This is a genomic window from Desertivibrio insolitus (genome assembly GCF_017355965.1).
In the GTDB taxonomy this organism is placed as follows: domain Bacteria; phylum Actinomycetota; class Actinomycetes; order Actinomycetales; family Microbacteriaceae; genus JAFIQW01.
This window is the reverse complement of the sequence record NZ_JAFIQW010000004.1, coordinates 461,770-484,353: the sequence shown is the minus strand read 5'-3', so window position 1 is coordinate 484,353 and position 22,584 is coordinate 461,770. Positions and strand designations below refer to the sequence as shown.

Annotated in this window: 19 protein-coding genes; 7 read left to right on the top strand and 12 right to left on the bottom strand. The window is 72.2% G+C overall.

Features of this window, described 5'->3' with window-relative positions; genetic code table 11:
• Positions 1-21: 21 nt before the first annotated feature.
• On the bottom strand, positions 22-657 hold the full coding sequence (locus tag JUB10_RS11830) for a UdgX family uracil-DNA binding protein (protein ID WP_207456930.1): 636 nt from the start codon (positions 655-657) through the stop codon (positions 22-24).
• 73 nt (positions 658-730) lie between these two features.
• Here JUB10_RS11830 and JUB10_RS11825 point away from each other — a divergent pair, with 73 nt between their 5' ends.
• On the top strand, positions 731-1,036 hold the full coding sequence (locus JUB10_RS11825) for a hypothetical protein (protein ID WP_207456928.1): 306 nt from the start codon (positions 731-733) through the stop codon (positions 1,034-1,036).
• Complete coding sequence (locus JUB10_RS11820) at positions 1,033-2,175, top strand: winged helix DNA-binding domain-containing protein (RefSeq protein WP_207456926.1); 1,143 nt, start codon at positions 1,033-1,035, stop codon at positions 2,173-2,175. The genes JUB10_RS11825 and JUB10_RS11820 overlap by 4 nt, the downstream gene beginning before the upstream one ends.
• A gap of 1 nt (position 2,176) precedes the next feature.
• Here JUB10_RS11820 and JUB10_RS11815 read toward each other — a convergent pair whose 3' ends face one another.
• Positions 2,177-2,506 (bottom strand): nuclear transport factor 2 family protein, encoded by a 330-nt coding sequence (locus tag JUB10_RS11815; RefSeq protein ID WP_307859207.1) that lies wholly within the window; start codon positions 2,504-2,506, stop codon positions 2,177-2,179.
• Positions 2,507-2,611: 105 nt separating this feature from the next.
• On the opposite strand from JUB10_RS11815, the gene JUB10_RS11810 reads away from it, so the two are divergent.
• From JUB10_RS11810 to JUB10_RS11800, 3 genes are all read left to right on the top strand, one after another.
• Positions 2,612-4,207, top strand: coding sequence for a hypothetical protein (locus tag JUB10_RS11810; protein ID WP_207456924.1), 1,596 nt, complete (start codon positions 2,612-2,614; stop codon positions 4,205-4,207).
• Positions 4,207-5,907, top strand: coding sequence for a DNA polymerase Y family protein (locus tag JUB10_RS11805; RefSeq protein ID WP_207456922.1), 1,701 nt, complete (start codon positions 4,207-4,209; stop codon positions 5,905-5,907). The genes JUB10_RS11810 and JUB10_RS11805 overlap by 1 nt, the downstream gene beginning before the upstream one ends.
• 81 nt (positions 5,908-5,988) lie before the next feature.
• Entirely contained in the window at positions 5,989-9,453 is a 3,465-nt protein-coding gene (locus JUB10_RS11800; protein ID WP_207456920.1) for an error-prone DNA polymerase, read from the top strand.
• A 110-nt stretch (positions 9,454-9,563) separates the two neighbouring features.
• On the opposite strand, the gene JUB10_RS11795 is transcribed toward JUB10_RS11800, so the two are convergent.
• Complete coding sequence (locus JUB10_RS11795) at positions 9,564-9,923, bottom strand: VOC family protein (protein ID WP_207456918.1); 360 nt, start codon at positions 9,921-9,923, stop codon at positions 9,564-9,566.
• A 79-nt stretch (positions 9,924-10,002) separates the two neighbouring features.
• Between JUB10_RS11795 and JUB10_RS11790 the strand changes: the two genes are divergently transcribed.
• On the top strand, positions 10,003-10,638 hold the full coding sequence (locus JUB10_RS11790) for a LysE family translocator (protein WP_207456916.1): 636 nt from the start codon (positions 10,003-10,005) through the stop codon (positions 10,636-10,638).
• A gap of 41 nt (positions 10,639-10,679) precedes the next feature.
• On the opposite strand, the gene JUB10_RS11785 is transcribed toward JUB10_RS11790, so the two are convergent.
• The 7 genes from JUB10_RS11785 to JUB10_RS11755 form a co-directional block, all read right to left on the bottom strand.
• Complete coding sequence (locus JUB10_RS11785; protein ID WP_207456914.1) at positions 10,680-11,510, bottom strand: CPBP family glutamic-type intramembrane protease; 831 nt, start codon at positions 11,508-11,510, stop codon at positions 10,680-10,682.
• 117 nt (positions 11,511-11,627) lie between these two features.
• Positions 11,628-12,446: an MSMEG_6728 family protein gene (locus JUB10_RS11780; RefSeq protein ID WP_207456912.1), complete on the bottom strand. Its 819-nt coding sequence runs from the start codon at positions 12,444-12,446 to the stop codon at positions 11,628-11,630.
• 229 nt (positions 12,447-12,675) lie between these two features.
• Entirely contained in the window at positions 12,676-14,262 is a 1,587-nt protein-coding gene (locus JUB10_RS11775; RefSeq protein ID WP_207456910.1) for an HNH endonuclease signature motif containing protein, read from the bottom strand.
• Positions 14,263-14,525: 263 nt separating this feature from the next.
• Positions 14,526-16,325 (bottom strand): DEAD/DEAH box helicase, encoded by a 1,800-nt coding sequence (locus JUB10_RS11770; RefSeq protein ID WP_207456909.1) that lies wholly within the window; start codon positions 16,323-16,325, stop codon positions 14,526-14,528.
• Positions 16,326-16,441: 116 nt separating this feature from the next.
• Positions 16,442-17,683, bottom strand: coding sequence for a DNA polymerase IV (dinB, locus tag JUB10_RS11765; protein WP_207456907.1), 1,242 nt, complete (start codon positions 17,681-17,683; stop codon positions 16,442-16,444).
• Between the two features lie 181 nt (positions 17,684-17,864).
• On the bottom strand, positions 17,865-19,025 hold the full coding sequence (locus JUB10_RS11760) for an acyl-CoA dehydrogenase family protein (RefSeq protein ID WP_207456906.1): 1,161 nt from the start codon (positions 19,023-19,025) through the stop codon (positions 17,865-17,867).
• Between the two features lie 40 nt (positions 19,026-19,065).
• Positions 19,066-19,341 carry a GlsB/YeaQ/YmgE family stress response membrane protein gene (locus tag JUB10_RS11755; RefSeq protein ID WP_207456905.1) on the bottom strand — a complete coding sequence of 92 codons (276 nt, stop codon included), beginning with the start codon at positions 19,339-19,341 and terminating at the stop codon, positions 19,066-19,068.
• Positions 19,342-19,560: 219 nt separating this feature from the next.
• Between JUB10_RS11755 and JUB10_RS11750 the strand changes: the two genes are divergently transcribed.
• Positions 19,561-20,385 (top strand): SGNH/GDSL hydrolase family protein, encoded by an 825-nt coding sequence (locus JUB10_RS11750; RefSeq protein ID WP_207456903.1) that lies wholly within the window; start codon positions 19,561-19,563, stop codon positions 20,383-20,385.
• A 1-nt stretch (position 20,386) separates the two neighbouring features.
• Here JUB10_RS11750 and JUB10_RS11745 read toward each other — a convergent pair whose 3' ends face one another.
• The gene (locus JUB10_RS11745) at positions 20,387-21,631 is read right to left on the bottom strand and encodes a D-alanyl-D-alanine carboxypeptidase family protein (RefSeq protein WP_207456901.1); all 1,245 of its coding nucleotides are present in this window, start codon (positions 21,629-21,631) and stop codon (positions 20,387-20,389) included.
• A gap of 50 nt (positions 21,632-21,681) precedes the next feature.
• Positions 21,682-22,485, bottom strand: coding sequence for a TrmH family RNA methyltransferase (locus JUB10_RS11740; RefSeq protein WP_207456899.1), 804 nt, complete (start codon positions 22,483-22,485; stop codon positions 21,682-21,684).
• Between the last annotated feature and the right edge of the window lie 99 nt (positions 22,486-22,584).

The following is a 22,584-nucleotide window of genomic DNA, read 5'->3' as shown; positions in this document are numbered from 1 at the left end:
TGACGCCGATGCCCTCGCGCCTCAGGTGAGGGCTGCGACCGCCCGCGCGAGGTCTCGCACCAGTCCGTCGAACGCCTCGTCGAACTCCGGCTCGCCGCGCAGGCGCAGCACGGCCGACGGATGCGTCGTGAGGAACACCGTCGCCCCGTCCGGTCCGCCCTCGAGGGCGTGTCCGCGCTCGGTCGTGACCTTCACGGTGCGGCCGAGCACCGCCCTCCCGGCCGTGCCGCCCAGGGCCACGACGACCTCCGGCTTCACGATCGCGAGCTCGGCCTCGAGCCACGGGTGGCAGGCGTTGATGTGGGTGACGCCCGGGTTCTTGTGGATGCGCCGCTTGCCGCGCTCCTCGAACCGGAAGTGCTTCACGGCGTTGGTCACGTACGCCTGATCGTGCGGGATGCCGGCCGCGTCGAGCGCCTCGGCGAGCAGCTTGCCCGCCGGTCCCACGAACGGCTTGCCCTCGATGTCCTCACGGTCGCCCGGCTGCTCCCCCACGAGCATCAGTCGCGCGTCGCTCGGCCCGGCCGAGAACACCGCCTGGGTCGAGTCGCGGTAGAGCTCGCAGCCGCGGCATCCGTTCGCCGCGTGCGCGAGCACCTCGATCTCGCTCGTCTCGGGCACCCAGGCCTCGGCGCCCGGTTCGCTCGTCTTCGCCATATCCCGGATGTACCCAGCCAGGCCCGCGCTCAAGGGTCTGGCCCGGGCGACGAGCCGGTGCGAGAGTGGCCGCATGGCCTCGAAGCGCTCGCGCGGGTCGCGCGGCTCGTTCCTCTCGATCGGATCGCGCCACTCGGTGCTCTCCGTCGGCTCCTACGGCTCGGTGCTCTCGGTGGGCTCCGCGGGGTCCGCCCTGTCGATCGGGTCCGTCGGCTCGTTCGGCTCGGTGCTGTCGCTCGGGTCCTTCGGCTCGGTGCTCGCGATCGGGTCGTTCCTGTCGGTGCTCGCGGTCGGGGCGTCGGTCTCGCTGCTCGCCGGCAGGGGACGCTCGGGGCACGGGCGGCACTCGGGGACGATGCCGGCCGACGTGCCGAGGTGAGCGAACTCACGCCGGGGCAGCTCAACCGCGCGACGCTCGCGAGACAGTTGCTCCTACGTCGGGAAGCCCTCGGCGTTGGTGAGGCAGTGCGTCGCCTGGTCGCGCTGCAGGCGCAGCATCCGGCCTCGCCGTACCTCGCCCTGTGGAACCGCGTCGACGGCTTCGAGGCCGCCGCCCTCGACGAGGCCTACCGCGACGGCACGGTGGTCCGCTCGATCTCCGTGCGGATCACCCTGCACACGGTTCACCGGGACGATCACGCGACCTTCCACAGTGCGATGCAGCCCTCGCTGCGCGGGTCGAGGCTCCACGACGAGCGCTTCACCTCGACCGGGCTCACGGCGGCCGACGCCGACGCCGCGCTGCCGGCGCTCCTCGCCCACGCCGCGGAGCCTCGGACGTCCGCCGAGATGGAGGCGTGGCTCACCGAGCACGTGAGGGATGCGAGCCCGCGGCTGTGGTGGGCGCTGCGCACGTACGGGCCGTTCGCTCATGCCCCGCAGCCGGATGCGGTCTGGTGCTTCGGGCAGCGGAACGTGTTCGTCGCCGCCGCGCCCGGCTACCGGCGCGACCCGGAGCGCAGCGACGCCGACCTCGTCGTGCTCGCGCGTCGCTACCTCGAGGGGTTCGGCCCGGCGTCCGCCGCCGATCTCGCCCAGTTCGCGCTCGTGCCTCGGGCCCGCGCCCGCACGGCCCTCGCCGCGCTCGCCGGGGAGCTCGACCGCTTCACCGGGCCCGACGGCGTGGAACTCTTCGACGTGCCCGGGGGGATCCGGCCCGACGCGGACACACCCGCGCCGCCCCGCCTGCTCGGCATGTGGGAGGAGATCCTGCTCGCCTACTCCGACCGGTCTCGCCTGATCCCGGCGCGACACCGGAAGCTGGTGACCCGGGTGAACGGGGACGTGCTGCCGACGCTCCTGGTGGACGGCCACGTCGCCGGCGTCTGGCGCGCGACCGAGGGGCGGATCGAGGCGACGGCGTTCGAGCCGCTGCCGGACGAGGTGTGGCAGGCGCTCGCCGCGGAGGCGCGGGCGCTCACCCGGTTCCTCGCCGACCGGGAGCCGGACGTGTACCGGCGCCACCACCACTGGTGGGAGAAGCCGCTGCCCGGCGAGACGCGGGTGCTCGCGGGCTGAGTCAGTACCGACCGCCGAAGAACACCTGCGTCTCCACGATGCGACCGTCGCGCACCGTGAGTACCTCGACGTTGCGGTGGCACTCGCCCGACTCGAGCTCGTACTCGTAGAACAGGACCACCCCCGCCGCGGTCTCCTCGGCGGCGAGCAGCTCCTGCCGCACGAAGCGCGACGCCGTCGGGAAGCAGCGCTCCATGAACGTCGCCTTGTCGATGTGGTCGTCCTGCGGCGAGGTGAAGACGAACGACTCGTCGAGCAGGTCGCTCGCCCGCTGCGCATCCTGCTCGCGGTAGGCGGTAATCATGGCCCGGGCGACGTCGACGGTGGTCACGGATACGGTCTACTCGCCACCGCTGATCAGCGCTTTTGACCTCAGGTGAAGGTTGAATCACGACACGCCGTAGCGATGTCGGCGGCGATTGACACACTCGAACATATGTTCGAACATGAGGGCATGCCCGCCACCTCGTCGACCCTCCGCGCTCGCGCGGACTTCGACGAGCTCGTGTTCTCGGGCGGGTTCGACGGGCCGGGCGACGAGTTCGACGACTTCCCCGTGCAGGGCACCGCCGCCCTGGCCCCGCAGCCTACGCCGCCGCGTCGGGCATCGGATGCCGCCGACCGGCTCGAGTCCCTCGGCACCGCCGACCGCGTGGCCGAGCTGCAGAGCCGCATCCGCTCGATGCAGGCGACGAAGCTCGACTCCAAGGCGCTGCCGACGCTGCCTGCCCTCACCCAGGTGTTGCCGGGCGGCCTGCGCGAAGGGGCGACCTACACCGTCGAGGGTTCGACTGCGCTGCTCATGGCCATGCTCGCCGGGCCCTCCGCCGCGGGATCCTGGGTCGCGGTCGTCGGCCTGCCCGACTTCGGCGCCGAGGCGGCCGCCCGCTTCGGCATCGACCTCGACCGGCTCGTGCTCGTGCCGCACCCCGGCGACCACTGGCTCACGGTCACCGCGGCGGTCGCCGACGTCGTGACGGTCGTCGTGGTGCGCGCCGCGGGCCGCGTCTCCCCCGGCGTGCTCAACCGTCTCGAGGCCCGGCTCCGCGAGCGCGGCGCCGTGCTGATCGTGCAGGGCGCCTGGCCGCACAGCGACGCGCGCCTGTCGGTGAGTTCGAGCGCGTGGGGCGGGCTCGGCCTCGGCCACGGCAACCTCGCCGCCCGCCAGGTCACCGTCACTGCCCTCGCCAAGAACGCGGCCGGCCGGCCCCGGTCCGCCCGGCTGTGGCTGCCCGACGCCGACGCGCGCATCCGCACGGTCGACCCGGCGGAGTCCCTCGAGATCGTCGCGCCCTTCGACGCCGCCACCGAGCTCGCGCGACTCGAGCGGGCGACGGATGCCGCGGGCGAGCTCGACCCCGCCGAGCTGCCGTTCGAACCCACGCACCCCTTCGAGCCGCGGCCGCTGCCGCCGCGCCCCGATCACGAGCGCGACGGCGGCGCGAAGCCGCTCCGCCTCCTCGACCCCGTGAGCCTCCTCGACCCCGTGACGGAGCGGGGCGAGCCGATCGAGTGGATGCACCTCGAGACCGAGCGCGACCGCGGTGCCGCGGCCGAGCCGGGCGCGACCCACGACGACCGGCACCGCGGCGAGCGGCACCGCGACGACCGGCACCACGACGAGGGGCGCCGTGACGAGGGCGGACCGGCACACGAGACCGGGCGGCGCGGCATCCGGTACCGCGGCGTCGGTGATCCGGTCGACGACCGGCTGCTCGCGATCGAGCGGCGCCCCGAGACCGAGCGCGCCGAGGAGGAGCGGATGCGACGGGCGGCGGAGCAGCGCGAGGCCCGCGCCGCCGCCGAGCGGGCCGGCACGGGGGCCGCCACCCCCGCCGCGACCGACCGCCACAAGCAGCGCCGAGGCTTCGACGCGAAGCAGGAGCGCGCGCTGCGGGCCTTCGCGGCCGCGCAGGAGGCGGCGCAGAAGCTGGGCCGCACGACGCCCGCGACCGTGCCGCCGACCGACCGCGCGACCGTGCCGTCGACCGACCGCGCGACCGTGCCACCGACCGACCGGAGGGCCGGCTGATGCCGCGCACGCGGAAGGTCGCCTCGCCGCTCGCGGGCAGGGGCTCGGAGTCGAAGGTCGCCCGCGCCCGCATCGCGACGGCGCACTCCTCGCAGACCACGACGTCGCCGGGCGTGCGGCTCGAGCCGCAGTCGCCGACCCGCACGATCGTCGTCTGGTGCCCCGACTGGCCGACGGTCGCGCTCGCGCGTTCCGAGGAGTTCGCCCGCGAACACGGCCGCCGGCTCGACGAGCACGACGACCCCATCGCCCTCGTGTCGAAGGGCGAGGTGTTCGCCTGCTCCCCCGCCGCTCGACGGGACGGGATCTCGCGGGGGCTGAAGATCCGCGAGGCGCAGTCCCGCTGCCCCGGCCTCGTCGTCGCCGACTACGACCCCGGTCTCGACAATCGCGCGTTCGAGCCCGTGCTCGAGCGGCTCGAGAGTCTGACCCCGGGCGTCCAGGTGCTCCGGCCCGGCATGGCGGCGATCCGCTCGCGCGGACCCGCCCGCTTCTACGGCGGCGAGAAGGCGGCCGCGCTGACCCTGCTCGACGCCCTCGCCGACCTCGACGTGCTCGCCCGCATGGGCATCGCCGACGGACCGTTCACCGCCGAGCAGGCCGCGCGCTCGACCGGGCACGACCTCGTCCGCGTCGTGCCCGGCGGCGGCTCGGCCGAGTTCCTCGCGCCGCTGCCCGTCGGCATCCTCGACGACCCGCACCTCGTCGTGCTGCTGCGGCGCCTCGGCATCCGCACGCTCGGCGAGTTCGCCGCGCTCGCTCCCGGCGACGTCGAGGGCCGTTTCGGCGAGCACGGCGCCCTGCTGCACGCCCTCGCGGGTGGGCTCGACTCCCGCCGCGTGCTCTCGCGCACGCCGCCCCGCGAGCTCGACAGCGTCGCCCAGTTCGACCAGGGGCTCGACCGCATCGACCAGATCGCGTTCGGCTCGCGCACCGCCGCCGACCGCTTCCTCGACGGGCTCACCGCCGCGGGGCTCGTCGCCACCGCGATCCGGCTCGAGATCGACACCGAGAACGGCGAGTTCTCCGACCGGGTGTGGCTGCACCCGCGCAGCTTCACCGCCGCCGACGTCGTCGACCGCATCCGCTGGCAGCTGCAGGGCGGGTCGGGCTCGGGCGAGGGGCTGCGCTCCCCCGTCATCCGGGTGCGCATCGTGCCGGACGCCGTCGACGAGATCGCCCACCACGAGCAGGGGCTGTGGGGTACAGCCCCCGACGAGCGCATCCACCACGGCCTATCGCGCGTGCAGAGCATGCTCGGCCACGACGGCGTCGTCACGATCGAGCTGACCGGCGGCCGCACCCTCGCCGACCGCTCGCGGCTCGTGCCCTGGGGCGACCGGCCGGTGCCTACCCGCGACGCGACCCAGCCGTGGCCGGGCTCGCTGCCTACTCCCCCGCCGACGACAGTGTTCGAGGTGCCCCGGCCGGTGCACGTGTACGCCCCGACCGGCGACGAGGTCACCGTCGACGAGCGCGGGCAGGTGTCAGGTCCGCCGACGCGGTTCGCCCCGGCGGCCGCCCCCGAGCACGTGCTCGACGTCGTCTCGTGGGCGGGGCCGTGGCGCGTGACGGAGCGCTGGTGGGACGCGGATGCCGCCCGCGCGGCCGACCGCTTCCAGGTCGTCGACTCCGAGGGCACCGCCTGGCTGCTCGTGCTCGAGGACGGCCGCTGGGTGGCCGAGGCGAGGTACGACTGATGACCGCACCACCCGCCACCCGGTTCCTGCCGTCCACACGGCTCATCTCGCCCGTCCTTCGCGAGACGGGGTGCCGCTGACATGGCCTGGACCAACCCGCCTATCAAGTGGTCGGAGCTCGAGCGCATCCTCTCCGACGTGCGCCGCCCCGGGTCGAAGCCCCCGGGCGACGGCGGCGACAGCCCCGCCTGGTCGCCGAAGCGCGACGCGTACGAGCCGCCCGCCGAGCTCGCCCCGCCCGAGCCGCGTGCGACGGTGCCGTACGCCGAGCTGCACGCGCACTCCAACTTCAGCTTCCTCGACGGCGCGTCGCGCCCCGAGGAGCTGCTCGAGGAGGCCGTCGCCCTCGGTCTCACGGGCCTCGCGATCACCGACCACGACGGCCTCTACGGCATCGCCCGGATGGCGGAGGCGGCCGAGAAGTACCCGATCACGACAGTGTTCGGGGCCGAGCTCTCGCTCGGGCTCTCTGCACCGCAGAACGGCGCGGCCGACCCGGAGGGCGACCACCTGCTCGTCCTCGCCCGGCGCGAGGAGGGCTATCACCGGCTCGCGTCGGCGATCACGCACGGTCAGCTGCGGGGCGACGAGAAGGGCCGGCCGGTCTACGACCTCCAGACCCTCGCCGACACCGCCGACGGGCACTGGGTCGTGCTCACCGGCTGCCGCAAGGGCCGCGTGCGCCGGGCTCTCGCCGAGCGGGGTCCGGATGCCGCGGAGCGGGAGCTCGAGCACCTCGTCGACCTCTTCGGCGAGGGCAACGTCGTCGTCGAGCTGTTCGACCACGGCAACCCGACCGACGGCGCGGTCAACGACGCCCTCGCCCGGCTCGCGCTGCGCCGCGGGCTGCCGATGGTCGCGACCGGCAACGTGCACTACGCCCAGCCCTCGCGGTTCCCCCTGGCCTCCGCCCTCTCGGCCGTGCGGGCGCGACGCAGCCTCGACGAGCTCGACGGCTGGCTGCCCTCTTCGAGCGCCGCGCACCTGCGCTCGGGCACCGAGATGGCGGCGCGCTTCGCCCGGTACCCGGGCGCGATCGAGAACACCGTCGCCCTGGCATCCGACCTCGGCTTCCAGCTGCGGCGGGCGAAGCCGGGTCTGCCCAAGCAGACCGTGCCGGAGGGGCACACGCCCATGTCGTGGCTGCGCAAGCTCGTCTGGGACGCCGTGCCGACGAAGTACCCCGGCCTCAGCGAGGAGAACCGGCGCCGCATCGAGCGGGAGCTCGCCGTCATCGAGGAGAAGGACTTCCCCGGGTACTTCCTCATCGTCCACGAGATCGTGCAGTTCGCGAAGAGCCGCGGCATCCTCTGCCAGGGACGCGGCTCGGCCGCCAACAGCGCCGTCTGCTACCTGCTCGGCATCACGGCGGTCGACTCGATCTTCTACAACCTGCCCTTCGAGCGGTTCCTCTCGAGCATGCGCGACGAGGAGCCCGACATCGACGTCGACTTCGACTCCGACCGGCGCGAGGAGGTCATCCAGCACGTCTTCGAGCACTACGGGCGCGACCGGGCCGCGCAGGTCGCCAATGTCATCACGTACCGGCCGAAGTTCGCGGTGCGCGACATGGCGAAGGCGCTCGGCTACGGCACGGGCCAGCAGGACGCGTGGTCGAAGCAGGTCGAGCGCTGGGGCAGCGACGTCTCGACCGCGTCCGACCACGACATCCCGCCGCTCGTCGTCTCCCTCGCTCACCAGGTGCTGCGCTTCCCGCGGCACCTCGGCATCCACTCCGGCGGCATGGTGCTCACCGACCGGCCCGTCGGCGAGGTCGTGCCGATCGAGCACGCCCGCATGGAGAAGCGCACCGTCGTGCAGTGGGACAAGGACGACTGCGCCTGGATGGGGCTCGTCAAGTTCGACCTGCTCGGGCTCGGCATGCTCGCCGCGATCCAGTACGCGTTCGACCTCATCGAGGGGGCGCTCGGCGAGAAGTGGGCGCTCGAGACGATCCCGCGCGAGGAGCAGGGCGTCTACGACCAGCTGTGCCGCGCCGACTCGGTGGGCGTGTTCCAGGTCGAGAGCCGAGCCCAGATGGGGCTGCTCCCGCGCCTGCAGCCCCGCAAGTTCTACGACCTCGTGGTCGAGATCGCGCTCGTGCGGCCCGGACCCATCCAGGGCGGCGCGGTGCACCCGTTCGTGCGGCGCAAGCTCGGCGACGAGCCCGTCACCTACCTGCATCCGAAGCTCGTGGAACCGCTCGAGCGCACGCTCGGGGTGCCGGTGTTCCAGGAGCAGCTCATGCAGGTCGCGATGGCGGTCGGCGGATGCACCGGCGAGGACGCCGACCTGCTGCGCCGCGCCATGGGGTCGAAGCGCGGCATCGAGCGCATCGAGTCGCTCAAGCAGAAGCTCTACGAGGGCATGGCCTCGAACGGCATCACGGGCGACGTCGCCGACGACATCTACGGCAAGATCCAGGCGTTCGCTAACTTCGGCTTCGCCGAGAGCCACTCGCTGTCGTTCGGGCTGCTCGTCTACGCCAGCTCGTGGATCCGGCTGCACTACCCCGCGGCGTTCCTCGCCGCGCTGCTGCGCGCGCAACCGATGGGCTTCTACTCCCCGGCCACGCTCATCGCCGATGCCCGGCGGCACGGCGTGACCGTGCTGCGTCCCGACATCCTGCGCTCGATGGCCGACGCGAGCCTCGAGGCCGTCGACCCCGACGACCCAACCCGGGTGCGGACGGATGACTCGGGGCGGCCGTTCTTCGCCCCCGGCCGCGCGACCGTCGAGGCGACCGGCCGCGCCTCGTGCCTCGACTTCACCCAGCCGCCCATCGGACCCTTCGACCGCGACGCCCCCGTCGAGGACGACCTGCACCGGCGCGACGGGAACGTCGCGGTGCGGCTCGGGCTCAGCGAGGTGAAGGGCATCACCAAGAAGCAGGCCGAGGCGATCGTGGCCGAGCGCGAGGCGAACGGCGACTTCCGCGACATGAGCGACCTCGTGCGGCGGTGCGGCCTGACCACGGTGCAGCTCGAGGCCCTCGCCGCCGCGGACGCGTTCTCGTCGCTCGAGCTCGGGCGCCGCGAGGCGCTGTGGAACGCGGGCACCGCGGCGCAGGACCGGGCGGAGTTCCTCGCCGGCACCGTGGCATCGGTGCCGATGCCCCTGTTCGCGATGCCGACGGACCTCGACAACCTCGTCTCGGACATCTGGGCGACCGGCGTGTCGACCGACGACCATCCGCTGCGGCACGTGCGTGCCGAGCTCGACGGGCGGGGCGTGCAGACGGCCGCGGCGCTGCGGGTGGCGGAGCCGGGGCGGCGCATCCAGGTCGCGGGGGTCGTCACGCACCGGCAGCGGCCGGCCACCGCGAGCGGCATCACGTTCCTGAACCTCGAGGACGAGACCGGCCTCGTCAACGTGATCGTGAGCGTCGGCGTGTGGGACCGCTACCGCCGGGTGGCGCGCGAGGCGCCCGCGATGGTCGTGCGCGGCACGCTCGAGCGGAGTGACGAGGGCGTGACGAACGTCGTCGCCGACCACCTGGCGGTGCTGCCGCTCGTGCCGCACACGGTCAGCCGCGACTTCCGCTGAGCTCGCTCGCCCGGCGGCGACGCCCGACGTCATCGTGCCGCCAGGACAGCGGCGAAGCGGGCTCGCCACCGCGACGCATCACCGGCCCGGCGGTCACGGGCGCGGTGCGGTCACCAGCACAGGCAGAACGGATGCCCCGACGGGTCCGCGTAGACCTGGAAGCCCTCCTCGGCGTCGAGGTCGTCTGCGGGTTTGAGTAGAGTCGCGCCCGCCGCGACCGCCTCCTCGTGGGCCGAGCGGATGTCGGTCACGTAGAGGTCGAGGTGCACCTGCTGGGGCTGCCCGTCGGGCCACTCGGGCTTGACGTGGTTCGGCGCGAGCTGGAACGCGACGCGCGGCTCGCCGTCGACGAGCACGGTGTGCCAGTCGTCGTCGGCGTCGACGGTGCCGCCGAGCAGCTTCGACCAGAAGCCGCTCTCGGCGGCGAGGTCGGCGGTGTCGAAGACGACGGTCTGTCGGGTGATCTCCATGACGGCATCCTCCGCCTGTCCGCGGGCGTGGGCAACGGGCCGGGTCGGAGGCGGATGCCCCTGGTCCTAGCCTGTGGTGGTGCCGCCGCTCGACTCGTTGCTCGCGTTCACCCTCGCGTCGCTCGTGATCATCGTCGTGCCGGGGCCGAGCGTGCTGTTCGTGATCGGGCGGAGCATCTCGCTCGGGCGGACGGGCGGGGTGCTGAGCGTGCTCGGCAACGCGGCCGGGATGCTGCCACTCGCCGCGCTCGTCGCCGTGGGTGTCGGAGCGCTCGTCGCGTCGTCGGAGGTCGCGCTCACCGTCATCCGGCTCGTCGGCGCCGCGTACCTGGTCTGGCTCGGCATCCGGGCGATCCGGCACCGCGACGACGCCGTCCGCGGTGACGTGGAACCGCCCCCACGGACGTCGTCGCGGCTGCTCGCCGAGGGCTTCGTCGTGGGGGTCACCAACCCGAAAACGATCGCGTTCTTCGTCGCGGTGCTGCCGCAGTTCGTCGATCCGGCCGCGGCGGCCCCGGCGGCGCAGATGCTCGTGCTGGGTGCCGTGTTCGTCGTGCTGGCGTGCGCCTGCGACACCGTGTGGGCGCTGGCAGCGGGCACGGCGCGAGAGTGGTTCTCGGGGTCGCCGCGGCGGCTCGCCCACCTCGCCGTGGCCGGCGGGGTCATGATGATCCTGCTCGGCGTCGTGCTCGCGCTCAGCGGTGGGAAGGGCTGAGCCCGAGGCATCCGCCGGTCGCCCCGCTCCTGCGGGAGGAGTCAGTACAGGAAGATCGGGAACCAGTCGCGGGTGTGCGCGTGCAGCAGCACGAGGAAGAGCACGAAGTCGAACGTGAGGTGCACGACGATCACGTAGGTGAGCGACTTCGTCTTGGTGAAGATCCAGCCCTGCACGAGTGCGAACGGGAAGATCAGCAGCGGGCCCCAGGCGTGGAAGCCGAGTTCCCACAGGAACGACGTGAAGAGCACCGCCTGGAGCACGTTCGCCTGCCAGAACGGCAGGTGGGTGCGGAAGACGACGAAGCTCGTGCAGATGAAGAAGAGCTCGTCCCAGATGCCGAGGGCGTTCGTGCCGAGGAACAGGCGGAAGATCTCGTCGGGCGAGGTCGCGGCCGGCCAGTTCTCGTACACCCCGGTCGGGATCATGTACACCGGCAGCAGCAGGTAGCCGAGCACGACGACGGCGACGAGCCACCACTTCTCGGCGCGCGACCAGGCGTGCCCGCGCACGAGCGGGAAGCTGACCGTGCGGTCGCGGTAGACCCAGCGCGACAGGGAGTACGGGATCGCGATCGCGCCGATCATCGCGGCGCCCATCACGGCCATGTGCTCGAAGCTGATGTCCGTCGTGATCGGCACGAGGCCCATCAGCACGAGGCCGATCGCGATGAGCGAGAGGTCGCGCAGCAGGCGGCGGTCGACGACGGATGCCACGGCGAGCCCGGCCAGCAGCAGCGCGAGGGCCACGAGCCGCTGCTCGAACGCGAAGCCGACGAGCCCCGACAGCGACACGAGGATCGCGGGCGCGAGCTTCCACGACCAGGTGCGGGGCGCGTCCGTCTGCGCTGTCGTCGAGGCGCTTGCGGTCACGGCACCAGCGTAGAGCCGCGCCTGCGCCGGACCTATTGCTGCACTGCGCGCAGCGCTCGCGGGCACGCCGGCCCCGATCTCCATCCGGTGTCGCTGGGCTCCGCCGCCCGTCGGGCGTCACAGCGGCGCGAGGAAGAGGCTCCGAGGGTTCTGCAGCAGCTCCGGTCGCCGGGCGCGACCTCGGTCGAGCTCTGAGTCGGGGGTGATGCGGCGGGCGAGGCCCGGCTCGCCGCGCTCGTTCTCGTGCGGCACCGGGGAGCCGACGACGAAGGCGATCGAGAGGCGCGAGCCGTCGGGGTGCAGCACCGCGACGGTGTCGCCGACGTCGATCGACTCGCCGAACTGCGTGAGCTGCTCGACCCACTGCTTCGAGCGGCGGCCGAGAGGCGACACCTCGCCCAGGCGCACGATGCCCTCCCGCATCCACTCGTCGAACTCGGCCTGGTCGCGGGTGCGGATGACCCAGGTGAGGTCCTGTTCCGGATCGGGCAGCACGATGTGCGGGTCGGGGCCCGGCCAGAGGTAGGGCAGGTCGTCGGGCACGCCGGGGAACTTCGGCCCGTAGTACTCGGGGTCCTTGCGGATGAGGTTCGACTGGTGGCTGACGTGCAGCTCCTCCATGCCGAACCAGGACGGCAGCGGGATGTCGTCCATGGGCACGCCGTCGACCCAGGGCGCGAATTCGAGGATCTGCGGGCGCACGGTGTCGCCGTGGCCGAGCTCGACCCAGGCATCCGTCATGTCGAGCCCGTACCGCGTGAGCGCCGGAACGTACCCGCGCCACATGTGCGAGACGGGGTGGTTCTGCCAGCCGTAGCTGGGGATGACGATGGCGCGCAGCAGCTGCAGGGTCTCGACGCGCTGCTTGCCGAGGCGCGGCGCATCGAGGGAGGCGGCGCTGTCGACGAAGTCGGCGTACGGCAGGAACGTCTGCATCCTCCATCCGTACCCCGCATGCCTGGGTGTCAGGCGGACTCGTGGTGCGGCGAGGAGTGATCACGGCGCGAGGATGCGGACTCGCGCAGTCTTCTCACGGTCGTGGGAAGCCCCCACGGCGGCGGGCGCCCGCCGCCGTCCTGCTTCACCCCAGAGACCGCGCCGACCTACCCCCTCGCCGTCTGTGGGGCGAGGCGGCCGCCGTCGGGCGAGCATCTCGCCGGCGCGGCTACTCCATCAGGCGGACCATCTCGCGCAGTTCGTCCTTCAGTTCCTCGTTCGCCCACCAGAGCGCCCGCCACTCGTCGTCCCAGTGCTCGAGGTCGGCGTCGTCGAAGTCGGACCCGTCGAGGTAGTCCAGCAACTCCTCGTCGACCTGAGCCAGCATCTGCGCCGTCGCACTGGATGCGAATCCGACCGAGCCGGAGGGGTGGTCAGTGTCGGCCGTGGACGCGGTTGCGCTGAGCCAAGCGCCGGCATCCCCCGGTGGGGTGCCTGCTTCGGCTGCACCCGGTGGCGTGCCCGCTTCGGCTGCGCCCGGTGACGCGCTGCCCATGGTCCGCGCGGGTTGGGAGACGTAGCGGCGGCCGGACGGTGCGGTCCATTCGAGGCGGCCCCGGTCGTCGAGATGCCGGTAGCGCCACCCCGACTGGTGCTTCAGATCGTGATGTCCCTTGCAGAGGTGCGCGAGGTTGTCGTGGTCGGTGGCACCGTTCGCGGCCCAGTCCCGGCAGTGGTCGACCTCGCAGCGGCGGGCGGCGCGGCCGCACGTCGGGAAGCGGCAGGTCTCGTCACGCACCCGGAGCCAGCGGCGGAGCTCCTCGGGCGGGCGGTAGCTGCTGCGATCCATCGCGAGCACGGCTCCGGTGACGGGGTGGGTCAGCAGGCGCTGGAAGGTCGGCGCCTCGGCCGTGAGCCGGCGCGCGGTCGCCGCGTCGATCGGCCCGTAGCCGTCGAGGACCGCCGGCTCGTGCGAGTGACCGAGCAGGGTGAGCACCGGCACCGTGATATGCACGGTGGGTCGGATGCCCGTCAGACGCGCGCCGTCCGCCCCGCCGACGTGGTCGGCGAGCAGTGCGCCCGCGAAGATGTCGGCTCGCAACTGATTGACCGAGCGCCCATCGCCTTCGTCGCGGAGGCGAGCCGCGCCCGTGTCGAGTCCGTCGAGGATCGCCGTCGCGTCGACGGCGGGCAGCAGCGCGGTGAGATAGGCCATGCCGTCCTGGCCCGGGTCGACCCAGACCCCGCGCTCGTCCGACGCCGCCCGGTGCCGCTCGATGGCAGCGGACTCGTCCACGCGATCCGTGAGCTCGCGAAGGCGGCGCGCCAGCCGGCGGGGAGTCAGCGAGCTGGCCAGCTCGACAGCCCTGGCTTCGATCTGCTCACGGGGCGAGGGCTCGAGCGCCGACGTCGCCGAGGCGATCTCGGCGGCGTGCCTGCTCGAGATCGCTCCCCCGGCGAGAGCCTCGGCCGTGACCGGCAGATCGGTGAGCGCCTCGGCGAGGGTGATCCAGAGTTCGGCCTGGCGCTCGGTGACGCGCAGCGCGGCCGAGACCTCGGCGCGATCGGACCGCAGTGTCAGTTCGGAGGACGGCCGGAAATGGACCCCGCGGATGTCGTCGGCCACCGTCAACTGCTCGCCGTTCCGACGCAGTCGGCGGATGACGTCGAGGCGGCGCGCCTCCGCTCGGGCGACTGCGGCATCGGCCTCGACCAGCTCCGCGACGAGCCTCTCGCGTTCCAAGCGGCGGGCGTCCAACCGCTCGGCCACGGACCCCGAGGGGGTCGCGGCCGCGAGCGGGGTCTCCGTCGTCATGAGGAGAGACAATCAGGAACCACCGACATTACGAACGCCAGCGAAGTGCAGATCAGCGGCACTTCTCGTGACTACGGAAGAGCGTCGCTCGAAGATCGAAGGGCGTCACGTCGACGGGAGGCGAAGCCTGCGACAGCGGTGAGCACGCGGCCTTGGCGGCAGCGGAAGCCGCGGGAGCTGCGGCAGCAGCAATCACGGCAGTCGCCTGCTCAGATGCAACCTCGCCGCACTGATCCGCCCGAACGTCCGCCGCCGCAGCACCCCTAGCGGTTGATCCGCCTCCGCAGCAGATCGATCCGCGCCTGTAACTGGTGCACGCTCGCCTGAGCGACCGGCGGTCCGCCGCAGATCTTCCGGATCTCGTTGTGCACCGCGCCGTGGGGCTGCTGAGTCGTGCGCGCCCAGATACCCACGAGCGAGTTGAGCAGCTGCCGCTGCTCCTTCAGGTCGCGGTAGAGCGGGCCCGTGTCGGTCTTCTCCGGCTGCGGGGGCTCCTTGCGCTGCCGGTCCGAGACGCGGCGGGCCTGCCGCTGCTGGCGCGACTTGAGCAGCTCACTCACCTGCTCCGGGTCGAGCAGCCCCGGGATGCCGATGAAGTCGAACTCCTCGGGCGTGCCCGGCTCGACCAGCTGGCCGAACTCGTCCCCGTCGAAGACGACCTTCTCGAACGTCGCCTCCGACTCGATGGCCTGCCACGTGTACTCCTCGAGCAGCGAGTCCGACGCCTTCTCGGCACGGTTCGCCTCGTCGAGCATGTCCTCTTCGGGCGCGAACGGGTCGGGGTTGTCGCTGTCGCGGTCGAGCGCGTGGTCGCGCTGCCGCTCGAGCTCGCTCGCGAGCGCGAGCAGCACGGGCACGCTCGGCACGAACACCGACGCGACCTCGCCGCGGCGACGGGCACGCACGAAGCGACCGATCGCCTGCGCGAAGAACAGCGGGGTCGAGGCCGACGTGGCGTAGACGCCGACGCAGAGCCGGGGCACGTCGACGCCCTCCGACACCATCCGCACCGCGACCATCCAGCGGGAGTCGCCGGCGCTGAACTCGGAGATGCGGTCGCCCGCCTCCTTCTCGTCCGAGAGCACGACCGTCGGCTTCTCGCCGGTGACCTCGTGCAGGATCTTCGCGTAGGCGCGGGCGGCGATCTGGTCCGTCGCGATCACGAGCCCGCCGGCATCGGGAACCGACTGCCGCACCTCGGTGAGGCGACGGTCCGCCGCCTTCAGCACAGCGGGGATCCACTCCCCCTCGGGCGACAGCGCCGTGCGCCACGCCTGCGACGTGACGTCCTTCGTGTCGGGGTCGCCGAGCCGGGCCTCCATCTCGTCGCCCGTCTTGGTGCGCCAGCGCATCCGTCCCGCGTACGAGAGGAAGATCACGGGACGCACGACGCCGTCGGCGAGTGCCTTGTCGTAGCCGTAGGAGTAGTCCGTCCGCGAGATGCGGATGCCCTTCTCGTTCGGCAGGTAGGTCACGAACGGGATCGGCGCGGTGTCGGAGCGGAACGGCGTTCCCGACAGCAGCAGGCGCCGCGTCGCGCGCTGGAACGCCTCGCGCAGCGCGTCGCCCCAGCTCAGCGCGTCGCCGCCGTGGTGCACCTCGTCGAGGATGACGAGGCTGCGCTCGCTCTCGGTGAGCTCCTTGTGCACGGCGGCGTTGACGGCGACCTGCGCGTAGGTGACGGCGACGCCGTGGTAGTGCCGCCCGGCGCGCCGGTCGCGGTTGGTGAAGGTCGGGTCGAGACGGATGCCGACGCGGTGCGCCGCTTCAGCCCACTGGTGCTTCAGGTGCTCGGTCGGCGCCACGACCGTGATGCGGTCGACCTTGCGCTGCGCCAGGAGTTCCTTGGCGAGCCTCAGGGCGAAGGTCGTCTTGCCGGCGCCGGGGGTCGCGGCGGCGAGGAAGTCGCGCGGTTCCTCGCGGAAGTACTGTTCGAGCGCCTCCTGCTGCCAGGCGCGCAGCGACTGCGCGGTGCCGCGCACAGCGCGGTCGGGGAAGGCGGGAGGGAGGTGCTCTGCGACGGTTCCGCCGATCGGATGATCGGGGGCGAAGGAGCTGCTCACTCGAACAGATTCTACCGGCGGTCGGGATCGCTCGGAGCGGCTCGGCGAGTCCGCGCGGGACGACGCGGCGTGTCGCGACGATGACGGCGAGCCCGCATCGTCCGCCTCAGTCGCGCTCAATCGTCGCCGTGCGTCGGCCGCTCGACGACGCCCTTCGAGGTCACGAGGCTCGCCGGTCGCACCATGCCGCGCCCGAACTTCGCGCGCACGGCATCCATCGCGCTCTCCGCCTCGCGCCAGTTCTCGTCGGGGTCCCACAGCATGCTGCCGCCCCCGGCCTCCTCGAGCTGCTCGAGGCGCACGCCGACCAGGCGCACCCCGTTGCGGGTCCCGACCGTGTCGAAGAGCGAGATCGCCTCCTCGTAGATGCGCCGGCCGAGGTCGGTCGGCTCGCCCAGCGTGCGCGAGCGGGTGAGTGTCTCGAATCCGCGGTAGCGCACCTTGAGCGCGATCGTGCGGCCACTCATGCCCTGCTTCCGAGCGCGGACGGCGACCTGATCCGAGAGCCGCAGCAGATGCCGGCGCACCTCCTCGACGGTCGAGATGTCGGTCTCGAACGTCATCTCGTGGCCGATGCTCTTCTCGGCCCGTCCAGAGGTGACCGACCGCGCGTCACGCCCCCACGCCAGGTCGTGCAGGCGGTGCCCGCCGGCCTCGCCGATCGCCGACACGAGCGTCGGCAGCGGAGTGTTCGCGAGGTCCCCGACGGTGCGGAGGCCAAGTCGGCTCAGCCGCTCCCCCGTCGCCTGGCCGACGCCCCACAGAGCGGAGATGGGCAGCGGATGCAGCAGGGCGAGCGTCTCGGCGGCCGGCACGACCAGCAGGCCGTCCGGCTTCGACAGCCCCGACGCGAGCTTCGCCACGAACTTCGTCGCCGCGACGCCGATCGAGCAGCGGAGGCCCGTGCGCTCGAAGACCGTCTCGCGCAGCTTCGTGGCGATTTCGTACGGGGTGCCCATGAGCTTGCGCGCACCGGCGACGTCGAGGAAGGCCTCGTCGAGCCCGAGCCGCTCCACGCGCGGCGTCACCTCGTCGAGGATCCCCATGACGACGCCCGAGAAGTGCGAGTACCGCTCGAAGTGCGGCTCGAGGATGACCGCTTGCGGGCAGCGGCGCTTGGCCTCCGCCATCGACATCGCGGAGTTCACCCCGTACTTGCGCGCCTCGTAGGTCGCGGCCGTGACGACGGACCGCGCCGACGGGTGCCCGACGACCACGGGCTTGCCGACGAGTTCCGGATGCTCGAGCAGCTCGACCGAAGCGAAGAAGGCGTCCATGTCGAGATGCATGATGTTCGCGCGCCCGTCGTCGACGGGCGCGGTGGTCACGCGCCTGCCCCGACCGTCCTGCTTGCTCACGCAGGCATTGTGCCTGGTGCCGGGGACATCCGGCTGCGGGAGGGCGGATGGCTCGGGGTGTCGGGTCCTGCAGCTGCGCTGGTCTCGACGCGGCGGCTGCGCCGCCTACTCGACCGCCGGGTGGGGGTGCGTAGGTCTCGATACGGCGGCTGCGCCGCCTACTCGACCGCCGGGTGTGCGGCTACGAGGGCAGCGGCCCCAGCCAGTAGTTGGCGATCGTGTTGTGGGCGCTCTCGGCGTCCGAGGGGTGGAAGATGCCGGCGAGCACGTCGCGGTAGAGCCGCGAGAGCTCCGACGAGTTCGCGTACGACGAGCCGCCCGACACACGGATCGCCTGGTCCACGACCACGCGCGCCGTCTCGGTCGAGCGGATCTTCACTCCGACGAGCTTGGGGAACCAGGCGGCGCCGTGGTTCGCCAGCGAGTCGACGTCGCGAGCGATCGTGAACAGGGGCGCGTAGAGCGCGTCGAGGGCGAGTGCGGCGTCGGCGACGCGCCAGCGGATGTCCGGGTCCTCGGCGTAGCTTGCGCCGCCCGCCTTGAGCGAGGTGCGCCGCTTCGCCGCCGCGACGGCGAGCTCGAGAGCGCGCTCGGCGATGCCGACGTAGACGCTCGCGATGAGCGGCAGGAAGTTGGCGAAGATGCCGAAGATCAGCGGATCCGGGTTCGGGCCCACCGGGAGCCGACGGAAGATCCGCGAGGCGGGCACCACGGCGCCGTCGAGCCGCGTCGTGTGCGACTGGGTGCCGCGCATGCCGAGGGTGTCCCAGTCGCCCGCGTTCGACACGCCCGCGTCGTCGCGGGTCAGGAAGCCGTGCACGAGGGCTGGGGTGTCGCCCGACTCGTCCTTGCCGAACACGCTGAGGCGCGTCCAGACCGGTGAGAGCGAGGTGAAGATCTTGGTGCCGGTGAAGGCGAAGCCGCCGTCGCCCACGGGCTCAGCCCGGGTGACGGAGTCGAAGAGGACGAGGTCGTTGCCCGGCTCGGAGACGCCGAAGGCGAAGATCTCGCCCTGCGCCGCATCCGTCAGCACCCACTCCAGCGAGGAGTCGCCGCGGTCGCGCAGGGCCTTTGCGACGCCGGTCCAGATGAGGTGCATGTTCACGGCTAGGGCCGTGGCGGGGGCGGCGGTCGCGAGTCGCACCTGCTCCCGGGCGACGCGCTCGAGGCCGAAGCCGTGCCCGCCGAGTTCGACGGGAACGAACATCCGCAGATAGCCGACCTCGGCGAGGTCCGCGAGGTCGTCGTGCGGGAAGACGTTGCCGGAATCGACGAAGGCTGCCCGACTCCGGATGGAGTCGAGCAGCCCGTCGGTAATGATCGGTGTCTCGGGGGAAGTCACGCCGGCAACGCTAGCGATGCTTCCCGCGATGACGCCGAGGCTACGCCCGCGAGGTGCGACCGCGGCGGCCGGTGATGAAGCCCCAGATCAGCAGGACGATGATCGCTCCGACGATCGCCACCAGCCAGGTCTGGATGCTCCAGAAGTCCTCGAGGCCAACGCCGAAGATGGCGCTACCGAGGAACCCGCCGAGCAGTGCGCCCACGACGCCGAGAAGGAGCGTGGCGAGCCATCCGCCGCCCTGACGACCCGGCAGGATCAGCTTCGCGATGGCACCCGCAAGCAATCCGAGAACAATCCATCCGATGATGCCCATTGGTAATCGACCTCCCAGTCGGTCAATGAAGTGCGCGGTCCTGGATCTCAGTTCCGCACCTTCAGGCTTACTCCGGTCAGGGAACCTCCAGCAACCAACGGGGTACGGATTTTGTACCCCTTCTGACCTAGCTCTCAGCTAACTCCCGGACTGACCGGATGGTCGGAAACACCCTCTTTCCGCTCGCTGGAAGCCTGAGGAAGAGGCATCCTGGGACCCATGGCGCAGCAACATCCCTGGTCTCGCTACGTCGCGATCGGCGACTCCTTCACGGAGGGGATCGGCGACCCCGAACCCCGCTCCCCCGGCGGCAACCGGGGCTGGGCCGACCGGGTCGCGGAGGTGCTGGCGCGACAGAACGACGACTTCGCCTATGCGAACCTCGCCATCCGCGGACGCCTGCTGCAGCAGATCATGGACGAGCAGATCGAGCCCGCGCTGCAGCTGCGTCCCGACCTGATCTCGATCTCGGCCGGCGGCAACGACATCATCCGGCCGAACACCGACCCCGACGAGGTCGCGTCCCGGCTGGAGACGGCGATCGAGCGGCTCTCCTCCGCCGGTGCCACGGTCGTGATGTTCAACGGGCCGGACATCGGCTCGACCCCCGTGCTCGGTCGCATCCGCGGCAAGGTCGCAATCTACAACGAGAACGTCGCTGCGATCGCGCTGCGGCACAACGCGGTCGTCGCCAACATGTGGGCGCTGCGGGAGCTCAAGGACCCGCGGATGTGGGCGCCGGACCGCCTGCACTTCTCCCCCACCGGTCACCACACGATCGCCCGAATGGTGCTCGAGGTGCTGAACGTCGAGAACGACCTCGAGCCGTGGTCGCCCGAGCCGCTGCCCCCGACGCCGTGGCGGTCGGCGCGGGTGGACGACATCGGGTGGGCGCGCGAGTACCTCGTGCCGTGGGTGCTCCGCCGCATCCGTCACCAGTCCTCCGGCGACGGCATCACGCCCAAGCGTCCGGAGCCGGGCAGCGTGTTCCTCGAGACCGCGGGGTCGAGCACGTCGCACGGCCAGGGGCTCGGCACCGAGTGACTCAGGCGGCGGGCGCCAGCAGCTCCGCCGGGTGGGTGAGGCGCCAGAGCGCGCCCGGGTCTTCGAGGGGGTCGTCGAGCACGAGCGGGATCTCGGCGACCTCCTCGCCGTCGACGGTGAAGCGGATGTCACCGGCCCGCGCGTCCTCGTCGCCGACCGCGACCTCGTCGGCGACGACCTCGCCCTCGACCGCCTCGTCGCGCCAAACGAGCACGCTCGCGGAGTCCGCGGCGACCGCCGAGGCCTCCTCGCCCCACAGCGTCGTGTAGCTCGCGAACGCGTCGCCCTCGCTCACCAGCTGCACCTCGCGGAACGATGCCGCGACGCTCGCCAGCGTGGCCTCGAGCTCCCGATTGAGCACGACGTGGTCGACGCTGCCGAGCACGACCCCGATGAGCGTGACCGTGCTCGACCCGACCTGGTACTCGGCGCTGAACAGGAGATTCGCGCCCGCCATCCGCAACGTGCCGGTCTTGATGCCCGTCACCCCCGCGAGGCCGAGCAGCTCGTTCGAGTTCTCGACGAGACCCACGCCGGGGATGTCGATCGCCCTCGTCGAGGTGATCTCGCGGATCAGCGGGTCGGCGTGCGCGATGCGCGCGAGTTCGACGAGGTCGCTCGCCGTGCTGCGGTTGTCGTAGGACAGCCCCGTCGGCTCGACGACCGTGGTGTGCACGAGGCCGTGGGCGTCGAGCCAGGCGTCGGCCGCGGCGACGAACGCGGCGTCGTCGTCGCCGAAGGCCCAGTCGACGAGCGACTCGGTGTAGTTGTTCGCCGAGTCGATGAGGACGACCTCCATCACCTCGCGCTGCGGGAGGCTGTACCCGGCCGTGACCGGGGCGAACGCGCCACCCGTGTTCTGCAGCTCGGTCGTGCGCGCGACGTCGGCGTCGTCGAACGAGATCGACGGCCCGTCCTCCCCGCTCGCGAGCGGGTGACGCTCGAGCACCACGAGGCTCGTGATGATCTTGGTGATGCTCGCCATCGGCAGCGCGTCGGTGCTGCCGGCCGAGTCGAGCACGCCCTCGTAGCCGAGCGCGCCCACCGCGGTCGCGGTCGCCGCCGGCCAGGTGATCGAGGTGCTCGTCGCCTCGGGCGGGGCCCACTCGTCGACCTCGGCCCGCACGGCCGACAGCGGCGCGAGCAGCGTCAGCGGCAGGTACACGAGCACGGATGCCACGACGAGCAACACAACGACGACAGCCAGCAGCCGACGCCGTCTGAGCGTCTGCGGGGTCGGCGGCACCCGCCCATGCTAGGCGCGCCCGCCGACGTCGCGGGTAATCCCGGTGAGAGCTAGCGGCGCGTCATCGCCCACAGCGCGACGGCACTCGCGGCCGCGACGTTGAGCGAGTCGACGCCGTGCAGCATCGGGATCGTGACAACGCGGTCCGCCGCCGCGATCGCGGCACGGGACAGCCCGTCGCCCTCCGTGCCGAGCACGAGCGCGACGCGCTCCGGTGCGGACGCGGCGTACTCGTCGAGCGGCACCGCGTCGTCGGCCAGGGCGAGCGCGGCGAGCTCGAAGCCGGCCTCGTGCAGCACGCGGTCGCCCTCGCCCCACTCGGGCAGGCGGGTCCAGGGCACCTGGAGGACCGTGCCCATGCTGACGCGCACGCTGCGGCGGTAGAGCGGGTCGGCGCAACGCGGGCTCACCAGCACGGCGTCGGCCCCGAGCCCGGCGACCGACCGGAAGACGGCCCCGACGTTGGTGTGGTCGACGATGTCCTCGAGCACGACGACCAGGCGCGCGTCGCGCACGAGATCGGCGACGGTCGGCAGCGGCGGCCGGTGCATCGACGCGAGGGCGCCACGGTGCAGGTGGTAGCCCGTTAGCTTCTCCAGCACGGCCGACTCGCCGACGAAGACCGGCACGTCGCGGTCGCCGAGCAGGGCCTCGACGTCGCCGAGCCACTCCTCCTGCACCAGTACGGATCGCGGCTCGTGTCCGGCGCGTAGTGCGCGCTCGATCACCTTGGTCGACTCGGCGATGTACAGGCCGCCGGCGGGCTCGCTCACCCGGCGGAGCGCGACGTCGGTCAGTCGGGAGTAGTCCTCGAGCCCCTCGGCCGTCAGATCGGTCACGCGCACGATCCGCACGGGACCTCCCGGAATCAGCTGTGGGCAGAACTGTCAGCCCGCCGTCGGGGCCGACGAGGAAACATATCCGAAAAGCGCGTTGTTTAGTCTTGCGTGAGC